Here is a 12,403-nt window from a genome sequence, read left to right as displayed (position 1 = left end):
TCTCACTTACCCCTCACTTGTGCAGGATCGCCTCCAGAGCCTTGTCCAGGGTCGGGTACTGGAAGGTAAACCCCGCAGCTTCCAGGCGTGCCGGGCGCATGTCCGCGCCGGTCAGTAACAGCTGTGACATCTCGCCAAAGCCAAGCTTTAATACCGGTGCGGGTACCGGAAAGATCGCCGGGCGTTTCAGCGTTTTGGCCAAGGTGCGCGTGAATTCCGCATTGGTCACGGGATGTGGCGCACTGGCATTGAAAGGCCCGGTCAGCGTCTGATCCTCCAACAGGAACAGCATGGCCTCGACCAGGTCATCGCGGTGAATCCACGGCATGAACTGCTTGCCATCACCAAAACGCCCACCCAGCCCCAACTTGAAAGGCGGCAGCATTTTCTGCAGGGTGCCGCCACCGGCATCCAGCACCAGGCCGATCCGCAGGATGGCCAGGCGCACACCCAAAGCTTCAACCTGGCGAGCAGCCTCTTCCCACTGAGCACAAAGACGATGGGCAAACTCATCATTAGGCGACGTTTCTTCCGTCACCTTGTTGGCCCCCTGATCACCGTAATACCCCATGGCTGACGCGGATAGCAGAGTATGCGGCAACGGCTGGCCATTTTCCTTGAGCTGTTCGCACAGCGTCACCAACTGTTGAGTCGCCTTCAGGCGTGATTGAACCAGCTCTTCTTTCTGGGGTTCGCTCCAGCGCTTGGCGGCAATTGATTCCCCCGCCAGATTAATCAGCGCTTCCGGCGGCGAATCAGCAAATGCCTGGGCGCTTTCACGAATATCGCAGCCTTCAGGCAGGCGCGAACGGGCTTTCTCAGGTGTCCGTGAGACAACCTGTAAGGCATGCCCCTGCGCTGCCAGACGCTTGCAAAGGCGCTGGCCGACAAAGCCACTTCCGCCCGTTATCAATACACGCATTATGTGTTCTCCTTTTGCTGCCACCAGTGCTGATGCAATGGGAAAAATGGCACCATTTTATTGTACGATACCTATACGATTCTGCTACAATGAAAACAGATAACCAACCGTTTTGATATTGTCATCATTAACGGCGTTGACACGCTATGATCAAGGATACGTTACATGGCCGCTTCTAACATGTCCGGTGCTGCTATTTCCTCTCACTCACCTGAAGGTGCATCCAACCACACCGCCATCATCGGCGCCGGACTGGCCGGGCTTGCCTGCGCCAAGGTGCTGGCTGACGCCGGCGAGCAAGTCACCCTGTTTGATAAAGCACGCGGCCCAGGCGGGCGGATGTCAAGCAAGCACCGGCCGGAAGCGGTTCTCGATCTTGGCGCCCAGGCCTTTACAGTGCGTGAAGAGGCTTTCAGCGAAGAAGTTGCCCGCTGGCAGGCAGAAGGTTGCGTTGGCCAGTGGCCGGAACGTATTTACCGCGCCAGCCCGACAGGCTGGCAACCGCATCATGATGGCCAGGTGCGCTTCACCGGCTCACCCAGAATGAGTGCCATCACCCGCCACTTGGCCGCAGCCCTTGATGCCAACGACGTTACGCTACATGCGACCACCCCCATCACCGCCCTGATCAAAAAAAGCGAGGGATGGTGGCTGGAAGGCAACAACACAGAACTGCATGGACCTTATACTCGCGTAGTAATTACGGCCCCACCTCCCCAGGCAGCCATTCTGGTACAACCCTGGGATGCGCAGCTGTTTGAGCTCTGCCAGAGTCTGGTTCAACGCGGTTGCTGGGCCGGCTGGGCAGTATTTGCCGAGTCACTGCCAACTCCTATAGGCATCGAAAAAGACTGGCAGATGGCCCGTGTAGATCACCCTGCCCTGCGGCTGGTTTGCCGTAACCAGACCAAGCCAGGACGCGAAGACCAGCCGGAGAGCCTGAGCCTGCTGACTAACCTCGAATGGAGTGAAACCCATATGGAGGCCACACCGGAAGCCATCACTCAATCGCTGCTCGACGCTTTGAAAAGCCTTTACCCCGCGCCACTCAAGCTGCCTGAACTGCTGGATAGCGGCGCCCACCGCTGGCGTTATTCCCAGCCGGATCAAAACAACCCGTTTCCCGAGCAGGGGTTTGCCCATAGCGCCAGCGGCCTGGCCCTGTGTGGCGACAGCCTGCGCGGCGGGCGGGTGGAAGATGCCTGGCTTTCCGGCCACCGGCTAGGGCTGTCACTGCTTGAATCTGGGAACATAAAGAGCGAGTCAGCAGGATAAATAGCCGCGCATGGAATGAGAGGTTGTACCTTGAGGCGACAAGTTGTACAAATAAAGCATGTATAATACGCGTCGATTTTTTGCTTTATGAATCAATTGCGTTGAGAATTGAACGCAAGTCAAACCAAACACACTGTGCATTTTGCAAAAGATAACCAAGAGGCAATGGCGCCCATGAGCAACAAGGCGACCCACCCACCCGACACACCGCTTTACCCTATTCGGGAAGTTTCCCGACTGACAGGTGTGAACTCGGTCACTCTACGCGCTTGGGAGCGCCGCTATGGGCTGATTCGCCCACAGCGCACGCCAAAAGGCCATCGCCTCTACGCGCAGGATGACATCACCCGCATCGAGCGTATTCTGCAATGGCTCAACCGTGGTGTGCCCGTCAGCCAGGTCGGTGACCTTCTCGACCAGCCCGAAACCGTTGAACCCCCAGCACCGGCCAGTGGTGACTGGGAAAGCCAGCGCCAGCAGCTGCAAGGCACCATTGAATCACTTGATATGGCACGGCTAGACCCGCTCTATCATCAGAGCCTGGCACTTTACCCGCTCAGCGTGGCGATCAACGAGCTGTGGCAGCCGGTGATCATGAACCTGGAAGCCCAATGGGAAAGCAAGCCCGATGCGCTGGTACGCCGGACGCTGGAGGCCTTTCTGCGCAATCAGGTCGGGATACGGCTGCACCATGCCAATCAGGCGACCCGAGGGCCACTGATCCTGCTCAACAGCATGCCTGACGACCCGGGGCCGCTATGGATTCTGATGGTGGCACTGGTCGCCAGTGAACACGGTTACCGGGTGCAGATGCTGGATCGCAACCTGCCCCTGGAAGACCTGCCTCAGGCGGTATCACGCCTGCATGCGTCGATTGTGTTACTGACCAGCGGCCAGTCAGAAAGTGACCACTACATTCATGACCTGCTGCCTCAGGCGGCCAAGGGGCTGAATGTACCGGTGGGCGTATGCGGTAACGTGGCCCACCTGCGCGAAAACGACTTTTCCAGCGGCGATGTACACCTGCTGGGTAATGATCTACCTCAAGCCATTTCGCGTCTGCGCCCGTTGTTACGTGAATCCGGCATTCTCTGACAAACGTTTCTGACAGACGTTTCTGATATTCCTCGACAGGAGACACTATGGCGCTGCAGTTGGTTTGGTTTCGTACCGATTTACGTATCCACGACAACAGCGCGCTAGCCGCTGCGGCTAAAAAAGGCCCTGTGGTGGCAGTCTTCCTCCACAATATCGCGCAATGGCAAGCCCATGGTCATGGCGCTAACAAGCTGGACTTCTTAGCGCGCGGCGTTGATGCCTTGAAAGATGCTTTGGCAGGGCTGAATATCCCGCTGCTTCAGTGTGATAGTGGCACCTTCGAACAGGCCCCCCGGCAGTTGGCAGAGCTTGCACAACGGCTGGGCGCTGAAGGCCTGCATTTCAATCATGAATATCCGCTTAACGAGCAGCGCCGCGACCAGGCGGTTATCGAGCATTGCCAATCGGCCGGGCTGAGCGTTCACGGCTACCACGATGCCATCGCCTTTGCCCCCGGCACCCTGTTGACCGGCAAGGGCGACTACTACGGCGTCTTTACGCCCTTTTCCAAGGCCTGGCATAAAAACATCCAGCCTGAACAGCTGGCACTGCGTAACACGCCTGAACCTCAGGCGCCGCTGGATATCCCAAGTGATGCCACGCCTGCTCTGCCCGCCATGGATACCCAGCCAGTAGGTGGGCGCCAATGGCCCGCCGGTGAGCAGGCCGCTGCCGATAAGCTTGAGCGGTTTTTACGTTTTCGAGGCCGCTACTATCAATCCCAGCGTGATTTCCCTCATGTGCGCGGTACCAGCGAACTTTCCGCCTACCTTGCGCTGGGGATGATTTCCTGGCGCCAGTGCATGCAGGCCGTGCTGAGTGAAAACGGCAGCCTGGCCGACGGCGATGCCGGCCTTGTTGCTTGGGTAAGCGAGCTGATCTGGCGGGAGTTTTACCAGCATGTTGCTGTTGGCTTTTCTCAGGTATGCCAGCATCAGCCGTTTCAAGCCCATACCCGCCATCTGGCCTGGCGTGACGATGACGACGCCTTTGCCGCCTGGTGCGAAGGGCGCACCGGCTATCCGATTGTCGATGCCGCCATGCGCCAGCTGGTCGCCACTGGCTGGATGCATAATCGCCTGCGCATGATTACCGCCATGTTCCTGAGCAAGCACCTGCTGATCGACTGGCGCCGCGGCGAGGCGTTTTTTCTGCAGCATCTGGTGGACGGCGAGTTCTGCGCCAACAATGGCGGTTGGCAGTGGGCGGCTTCTACCGGCACGGATGCCGCGCCCTATTTCCGCATTTTCAACCCGACCACCCAGTCCAGCCGCTTCGACCCGGAAGGCAACTTTATTGCCCACTGGTTGCCTGAACTGGAACAGTTACCCGCCAAGGCACGCCACTCCCCACCCAGGGATCTATTGACCCAGCTAGATTATCCGGCGCCGATTGTGGACCACAAGATGGCGCGCCAGCGGGCGCTGGATGCGTTCAAGGCCCTGAAAGACTAGCCTGTCGCGGCCTTGTTATATGCCACCGTTATCCTTACCGGAGTTCGTCATGTCACAGGACACGGCGCTTGATGCGTTCTGCGCCTTCTTTAACAAACTAGACAACACCTGTACAGAAAAGCTATACGAGGTATATACTGAGGACATTGTATTCAGCGACCCTTTACATACCGTTGAGGGACGGGCGGCACTGGAAGAATATTTTGCGGGTATGTACGCCAATGTCAGTGAATGCCGGTTTCGTTATCACCATCGTCAGCGTCACGGGGAAACCGCTTTTGTTACCTGGACAATGAGCTTTGCTCACCCCAGGTTGGCCGGGGGTAAAGTGATCAGCGTTGATGGCTGCTCACACCTGACCTTTGCAGATGACGGCCGGGTTTCCCGCCATCGTGACTACTTCGATGCCGGCGCCATGCTGTATGAACATGTCCCCGTACTGGGTGGGCTGATACGTTTATTGAAACGCCGCGCGGGCTGAAGGCCGCGCAACCAAGGAGAGAGTCATGAGCCGATGGTCAACCCCTCAGCGTGTCTGGCTGACCGGTGCGACATCCGGGATTGGTGAAGCCGTTGCCAACCAACTGCTTGATGAGGGTCATCAGGTGGTACTTAGCGCACGCAACGCTGACAAGCTCGCGGCACTTTGCGGTGAGCGCCCGAATGCCATTGCTCTTCCGCTGGATATCAGCGACCAACAGGCGGTGCTTGACGCCGCCTGGCAGATTGAAACCCGCCTGGGCGCTCTGGATATCGCCCTGCTCAACGCGGGCACCTGCGAATATCTGGATGCCCAGAATTTTGATATGGCCCTGATCAAACGGGTCTTCGATGCCAACCTCTACGGCACCCTGTATTGCGTGGAAGCCGCCTTGCCGCTGCTACGCGCTGCGCGCAAGGAAGGCGGCCATCCGCTGCTGGCAGCCACTTCCAGCGCCTCGGCCTATGTGCCCTTACCCCGCGCCGAGGCCTATGGCGGCTCCAAGGCCGCTATCAGCTACTTTCTGGAGTCCCTGCGCCTGGGGCTGGATCAGGAGGGCATTCGGGTCAGCCTAATTCATCCTGGTTTTGTCAAAACCCCCTTGACCGATCTCAATGATTTCCCCATGCCGATGCGTATTTCTGCCGAACAGGCGGCCGATGCGCTGCTCAATGGTCTGGCCAAAGGTCGGCTCGATATTCACTTTCCACGTCGTTTTACCTATATCGTCAAACTGCTGGGCATTCTGCCCCCGCGTTTACGCCACGCCATTGGTTTGCGCATGACCCGCTCGCAAGGAGAGCCGCAATGAATCAGCCTTCCACTTCACAGGCTAGCCCGCTTCAGGCCTCCCAGCGTATTGCCGTGGTGGGCAGCGGCGTCAGCGGCATGGCGGCGGCGTGGTACCTTTCTGCCCAGCATGAGGTCACCCTGTTCGAATCCGCAGAACGCCTAGGTGGGCACACCGCCACCATTGATGTGGAAGTGCCCGGTAAAAACGGCCCGGAACACTACGCCATCGACACCGGTTTTATCGTCTTCAATGACTGGACCTATCCGCACTTCCAGCGCCTGCTGGAGACTCTGGGAGTCGCCGCCCAGCCCACCGAGATGAGCTTTTCGGTGCATGAAACCGACCAGGATTTTGAATACAACGGCCACACCCTGACCTCGTTATTTGCCCAGCGGCGTAACCTGCTACGCCCGTCCTTTTACCGCCTGCTTGGCGATATCATGCGCTTCAACCGCGAGGCCACCAAGGACCTTGACAGTGAGCGCCTGCCCAACGGCATGACGCTAGGTGAATACCTTGATCACAAGGGCTACGGTGAGGCCTTCCAGCGCCGCTATCTACTGCCCATGGGGGCAGCCATCTGGTCGGCCAGTATTAGTGACCTACGCGCCTTCCCGCTGACCTTTTTCGTGCGTTTCTTCCGTAATCACGGCCTGCTGTCAGTCAACCATAGGCCCCAGTGGTACACCCTGATCGGCGGTTCCCGGCAATATATTCCTGCCCTGACCGCGCCCTACGCCTCGCGCATTCGGCTGAACACCCCGGTCAAGGCGATTACCCGCGATAGCGCCGGCGTCACGCTGACCACTGCTGACGGCAATGAGCGTTTTGACCAGGTGGTGCTGGCCTGCCATAGCGACCAGGCACTGGCCATGCTCAGCGACCCAACCGAGGCCGAACGTGAAGTTCTCGGCGCCATGCCCTACCAGGATAACGAGGTGGTACTGCACACCGACACCCGCCTGCTACCGCGCCGCCGCCGCGCCTGGGCCAGTTGGAACTACCGCCTTGACCAGCGCGATGCCGAAGAGCGCGTATCGGTGACTTATGATATGAATATCCTTCAGCGCCTGGATTCTGATACCACCTTCTGCGTCACCCTGAACGACAGCGACAGCATTGCCCCGGACAAGGTGCTGGGCCGCTTCACCTACGCCCACCCCCAGTTCACCCTGGACGGCTACGCCGCCCAGCAGCGCCATGCTGAGATATCCGGCGTGGGCCGCACCCATTTCTGCGGCGCCTACTGGCGTAACGGCTTTCATGAAGACGGCGTCTGGAGTGCCCTGCGAGTTGCCCGGGCACTGGGCTGTGATGAGGCCGCCCAGCCCCCAAAAACGCCGGATGCCCTGCCCGCCCATGACCTGATGCCCCAGCAAGGTATTGGCGAGGGGGTAGGATGACAGCAGACAGCGCGCCACGCTCGCGTATCTATCGCGGCACCCTGCGCCATCGCCGCTTTACCCCGCGTGAGCACCATTTCAGCTATCAGGTATGGATGGCCTGGCTGGACCTGGATGAGCTGCCGAGCCTGTTCGACGGTGTGCCCGGCTTCAGTGCCCGCCGCAAGGCACTGGCGCGTTTCCGGCGTGAAGATTACCTCGCCCCGATCGAACTGCCCCTCAAGGAGGCCGTTCGCCAGGAACTGACCCGCCAGCTGGGCGAAGCGCCTCAAGGGCGTATCTGTGTCCTCACCCAGCTGCGCACCCTGGGTACCGTCTTCAACCCGATTTCGATGTACTACGCCTTTGATGAACAGGATCGTCTGGCCGCCGTGCTAGGTGAAGTCACCAATATGCCGTGGCGGGAACGCACCTGCTACGCCTGCCGGGTTGACCCCGAACGCCACAGCCATGGCGCCATCTTTGCCAAGGATATGCACGTTTCGCCGTTCAACCCCATGGATATGACCTATCGCTGGCGATTCAATACACCTGGCGACAAGCTATTGATGCATATGGAAAACTGGCACAACCAACCGGCCAGCCACGCACCTGCCCGCCAGTTTGATGCCACCCTGATGCTGGAAGCGGCACCGGCCACCCGCCGGGTGCTGCTTTCAACCCTGGCCCGCCAGCCGTGGATAAGCCTGAAAACCGTGGCCGGCATTCATTTTGAAGCGCTGCGCCTCTGGCTGAAACGCGTACCCATTTTTGACCATCCGCAACGCAAGGAGACGCCATAATGACCCGTTTGCGCTCGTCACGCTCCGCAACCCCCAATATTGTTTCGTCTGCGTCTCTGGCGGCGGCCCCCGCATCCACCGGCGCACCCGCCCAGAGCGATCTTTCCCAGACACCCCGTGAAGGCAGGCTGACCCGCTGGCTCAAACCGCGGCTGATCAAACAGCTGGATGCCATGCTGGGCGGCCAGATTACCCTGATTGATGGCAGCCAATCCTACCACCTTGGCCAGGGCGGCCCCTTGCAGGTGACCGTAGTGGTGCGCCATCCTCGCGTCTGGAAACGCCTGGCCTTTGGCGGCACCGTGGGGGCTGCAGAATCCTATATGGATCATGACTGGGATGCCGATGATCTGGTGGCGTTGATTCGCCTGTTCGCCATCAACCTGGATCAGGTTAACGGTGAAATGGAAAATGGCAGCGCGCGCTTTACCCGCTGGCTTTTGAACCTGGCCTACCGTTTCCAGCGCAACAGCGTTACCGGCTCCAAGCGCAATATTGCGGCGCACTATGATATCGGCAACGATCTGTTTGCGACTTTTCTTGACCAGGCCCACTGGATGTATTCCAGCGCCGTCTTCCCCTACCCGGAAGCCAGCCTGGAGGAAGCCTCCACCTACAAGCTGGATATCATGCTCGAAAAGCTGGATGTTCAGCCGCACCATCACCTGCTTGAGATTGGCACCGGCTGGGGTGGGCTAGCCATTCATGCGGCCAAGAGCCGGGGCTGCAAGGTCACCACCACGACCATTTCCGAAGAGCAGTACAACCACACCGCCGAGCGCATCCAGCAGGAAGGCCTTGAAGACCAGATCACCCTGCTCAAACAGGATTACCGCGAACTTACCGGCACCTTTGATCGGGTGATTTCCGTTGAGATGATTGAAGCCGTGGGCCATCAGTACCTGGATACCTACCTGGCCAAGATCGACAGCCTGCTCAACGCTGAAGGCCAGGCCATGCTGCAGGCAATTACCATCCGCGACCAGCGCTTTGAATCCGCCAAGCGGGATATGGACTTTATCAAGCGCTATATCTTCCCCGGCGGTTTTCTGCCGTCGCACCATGCCATGCTGTCCAGCGTGATGCGCAAGACGTCGCTCAACATGGTAGCCCTGGATGAAATTGGCCAGCACTACGCCCGCACTCTGCGCGAATGGCGCCACCGTTTCGAGGCCAGCCTGGAGACGGTACGCGCCCAGGGCTACGACGAGCGCTTTATCCGTATGTGGCGCTATTACCTGTGCTACTGCGAAGGCGGCTTTATTGAGCGTTCGATTGGCACCTGCCATCTGGTGCTGGCCAAGCCTCAGGCTAAACCGTCACCGCTGACCGGCGCGCCATGAGCCAGGCATCTGCGCCCCGCTGGCCCAAGCTGGTCTTCAACCTGGTAGGGTTTGAGGCCGGCTGGCTGCTGTGTGTGCTGGGAGGCTCTTGGGTGGCGCTGGCCACTGGCCTTGTGCTGATTGGCGGGCATCTGCGGTTTATTGCCCGCCCTGGGGAATGGCGCCTGCTGGCAGGCTTTGCAGGGCTTGGGTTACTGCTGGATGGTAGCCTGACGCTGCTGGGCGGCTTTGATTTCAGCGGCCATACCCAGCTGTTCGGGTTACTGCCACTGTGGCTCTGGATGCTATGGCCACTGTTTGCCACCCTGCTGGCGCATTCACTTACCTGGCTATGGCGCCTGCCCTGGCTGGCTGCCTTGGCCGGCGCTGTCAGCGGGCCGCTTTCCTACTACGGCGGCGGTGTGCTTGCCGGGGTTAGCCTGGCACCCTGGCTACTCCCCGTGCAGGCGCTCATATGGGGCTTGCTGTGTTACCTGCTGGCACGTAATGCCCAGCGACTGGGGCTGCAAACCACTCAGCGCTAGGACGCTTGACGAATGGGTGCCAGCTCAGCCATCTTGGCGTTAGAACCGCCAGCATTACCGATCCAACGTTTCTCCAGATCAGACACCGGCAGTGGGCGAGCAAAATAAAAGCCCTGTACGGCATGGCAACCTGCTTCCACCAGAAATCGGCATTGATTGTCGGTTTCCACCCCTTCTGCTATCACCGCAAGCCCCATCCCTTTGGCCATGGCCAGCACCGCCTCAACGATGGCCGCATCAGCTTTACTATCGGGCAGTTCACGGATAAAGGCGCGATCCAGCTTCACCTTATCCACGGGCAGATGTTTAAGGTAAGCCAGCGATGAATAGCCGGTGCCAAAATCATCAATGGCGATGGCAAACCCCTGTTCGCGCAGTAATTGCAGGCGTGGCCCCATATCCCCCGCGCGTTCATCGAGCAGCACGGATTCCGTCAGCTCCAGCCCCAGCTGGGAGGCCTTGATTCCATAACGCTTGAGGCTACCGGCCAACTGGCTTTCCAGATCACCGTGAAATAACTGTAAGGCCGAAATATTGATCCACACGGTGACTTTTGGCATGGCACTGTTCTGCCAGTGCGCCTGCTGGGCACAGGCTTTTTCGATCACCCAGTTGCCCAGCTCCGTCATCAGGCCGTGGCGTTCGGCCAAGGGAATAAAGTCCGCCGGGGAAATCATCCCATCACGCGGATGACGCCAGCGCAGTAAGGCTTCCATTCCCAGCAGTTCGCCGCTCGCCGGGTGGTGCTGGGTTTGGTAGTGCAATTCCAGCTGATCACCAGAGACGAGAGCGTTACGCAGATCACTGACCAATGCCAGCTGAGGGTTATCCTGCTTGTCCAGCGCCGGGCGAAAGCGCAGGCTACTGTTACGCCCCAGGCGTTTGGCGTTGTATAGCGCCGATTCCAACCGCTGGAACAGCACACCGGAATCCTTGCCATCTTCCGGTGCCCGGCAACTGCCAATGGTCAGGCCCAGGCGCAATGACTGATCCTTGATCTCAAACGGACGGCTCATATGGTCACGCAGACCAGCAATCCATTTATCGTGATCATCAAAGGTGGTGGTGCGGATTACCATAAATTCGTCGCCGCCCAGGCGCCCAACTACACCTCCTGCCACATGGCTTGCCAGGCGCTGACCAAACATCGCCAGCAGGCGATCACCCTGCTCGACGCCCAGGCCATCGTTAAAGGTTTTCAGGCCATCAATATCCACCAGGGCGATATCCAGGCTTTCACCGGCGCGCAGGTGGCGCAGCCGCGAGGCCAGCAAATCGTGCAGGCGACGACGATTAGGCAGCCCTGTCAGCGGGTCTTCATAGCCAATCCGGCGCAAATCCTGCTCCCGGGCTTTCTGGGCAGAAATATCCGTAAACAGACTGATATAGTGGGTAATCTCACCGCGCTTGTCGGTCACGGCGCGCACCTTAAGCCATTCAGGATATTCGTCACCATGCTTGCGCCGGTTCCACATCTCCCCTTCCCAACGCCCTGTCGTCTGCAGGGTATTCCAGAAGCCCTGGTAAAAGGCTTTATCGTGGCGTGGGGCAGCCAGCGTTTCGAGCTTGTGGCCGAGGATTTCATCTCCTTCAAAGCCGGTGATCTCAGTAAATGCCGGATTAACCGCCAGCACGCGATTACTGGCGTCACTGATCACCACCGCATCACTGGCCAGGCCAATGGCATCCTGGGAAATCAGTAATTTCTGGTTCTGCCTACGCACCTGACACCAGGCATCAAAGATCCCCAGGCCAACGAAGCTGGCGGCCACCATACGCAGCATGGCATCCGGCACCCAGATACAGGCCGGCAACGCCACCAGCGCCAACCACACCAAAGGACGACTAAAGGAAAAATTTGGCCACATGAATAAAAGGTAATCTCCGATGAGCAATGACCGACATATTCGCTAACGCCTGGATAATTTCAGACGTCACAGAACCAGTACGCCAACTGAACCGATTAAGTTGGATACATACTTAGCAGGATATCGGCCTATCATGAGGCAACTTTAGGGCCTGTTGACGTATATGGGAACTCGGTTGCGTCGTTATCATGCGACACGCCAACCAACAGGGAACGACACCGCCTGACACAGTGATCAAAAGGCCATGTCATGACCGAATAACCACCGCATTGCCACTCCCGGATGCACTACCACCGCACTGTCATTCCCGACATCACCCCACACTGTCATTCCCGACATCACCCCACACCTGTCATTCCCGAATGGGGTTATCGGGAAGCCATTTTGACCTTGCCCAATGATGCCAGGTTACCTGCTTCACAATGGATTCTTGCCAAGAGCCCGCGGGAATGAGGAAGAT

Annotated in this window: 11 protein-coding genes; 9 read left to right on the top strand and 2 right to left on the bottom strand. The window is 58.7% G+C overall.

The features are described from left to right. Positions 1 to 13 precede the first annotated feature (13 nt). A complete protein-coding gene (locus tag OR573_01580; protein XGA80376.1) occupies positions 14 to 922 on the bottom strand; it encodes a TIGR01777 family oxidoreductase in 909 nt (302 codons plus the stop codon). A gap of 165 nt (positions 923 to 1,087) precedes the next feature. On the opposite strand from OR573_01580, the gene OR573_01575 reads away from it, so the two are divergent. The 9 genes from OR573_01575 (at position 1,088) to OR573_01535 (ending at position 10,075) form a co-directional block, all read left to right on the top strand. Then, positions 1,088 to 2,197, top strand: a complete 1,110-nt coding sequence (locus OR573_01575) for an FAD-dependent oxidoreductase (GenBank protein XGA80375.1) — start codon at positions 1,088 to 1,090, stop codon at positions 2,195 to 2,197. A 174-nt stretch (positions 2,198 to 2,371) separates the two neighbouring features. Beyond that, positions 2,372 to 3,292: a MerR family transcriptional regulator gene (locus OR573_01570; protein ID XGA80374.1), complete on the top strand. Its 921-nt coding sequence runs from the start codon at positions 2,372 to 2,374 to the stop codon at positions 3,290 to 3,292. A 47-nt stretch (positions 3,293 to 3,339) separates the two neighbouring features. Continuing rightward, positions 3,340 to 4,749 (top strand): deoxyribodipyrimidine photo-lyase, encoded by a 1,410-nt coding sequence (gene phrB / locus OR573_01565; GenBank protein ID XGA80373.1) that lies wholly within the window; start codon positions 3,340 to 3,342, stop codon positions 4,747 to 4,749. A 49-nt stretch (positions 4,750 to 4,798) separates the two neighbouring features. After that, complete coding sequence (locus OR573_01560; GenBank protein ID XGA80372.1) at positions 4,799 to 5,230, top strand: nuclear transport factor 2 family protein; 432 nt, start codon at positions 4,799 to 4,801, stop codon at positions 5,228 to 5,230. Positions 5,231 to 5,255: 25 nt separating this feature from the next. Further along, positions 5,256 to 6,041 (top strand): SDR family NAD(P)-dependent oxidoreductase, encoded by a 786-nt coding sequence (locus OR573_01555; protein XGA80371.1) that lies wholly within the window; start codon positions 5,256 to 5,258, stop codon positions 6,039 to 6,041. After that, complete coding sequence (locus OR573_01550) at positions 6,038 to 7,426, top strand: FAD-dependent oxidoreductase (GenBank protein ID XGA80370.1); 1,389 nt, start codon at positions 6,038 to 6,040, stop codon at positions 7,424 to 7,426. Before OR573_01555 ends, OR573_01550 begins: the two co-directional genes overlap by 4 nt. After that, complete coding sequence (locus OR573_01545; GenBank protein ID XGA80369.1) at positions 7,423 to 8,208, top strand: DUF1365 domain-containing protein; 786 nt, start codon at positions 7,423 to 7,425, stop codon at positions 8,206 to 8,208. Before OR573_01550 ends, OR573_01545 begins: the two co-directional genes overlap by 4 nt. Next, the gene (locus tag OR573_01540; GenBank protein XGA80368.1) at positions 8,208 to 9,551 is read left to right on the top strand and encodes a cyclopropane-fatty-acyl-phospholipid synthase; all 1,344 of its coding nucleotides are present in this window, start codon (positions 8,208 to 8,210) and stop codon (positions 9,549 to 9,551) included. The genes OR573_01545 and OR573_01540 overlap by 1 nt, the downstream gene beginning before the upstream one ends. Further along, positions 9,548 to 10,075, top strand: a complete 528-nt coding sequence (locus OR573_01535; GenBank protein XGA80367.1) for a DUF2878 family protein — start codon at positions 9,548 to 9,550, stop codon at positions 10,073 to 10,075. The genes OR573_01540 and OR573_01535 overlap by 4 nt, the downstream gene beginning before the upstream one ends. Here the strand turns inward: OR573_01535 and OR573_01530 are convergent. Further along, complete coding sequence (locus OR573_01530; protein XGA80366.1) at positions 10,072 to 11,943, bottom strand: EAL domain-containing protein; 1,872 nt, start codon at positions 11,941 to 11,943, stop codon at positions 10,072 to 10,074. The two genes, OR573_01535 and OR573_01530, sit on opposite strands and share 4 nt — an antisense overlap. Positions 11,944 to 12,403 lie beyond the last annotated feature (460 nt).

The organism is Halomonas sp. CH40 (genome assembly GCA_041875495.1).
Classification (GTDB): Bacteria; Pseudomonadota; Gammaproteobacteria; order Pseudomonadales; family Halomonadaceae; genus Vreelandella.
The sequence above is the reverse complement of the archived record's forward strand: the minus strand, read 5'-3'. Positions and strand labels throughout refer to the sequence as shown.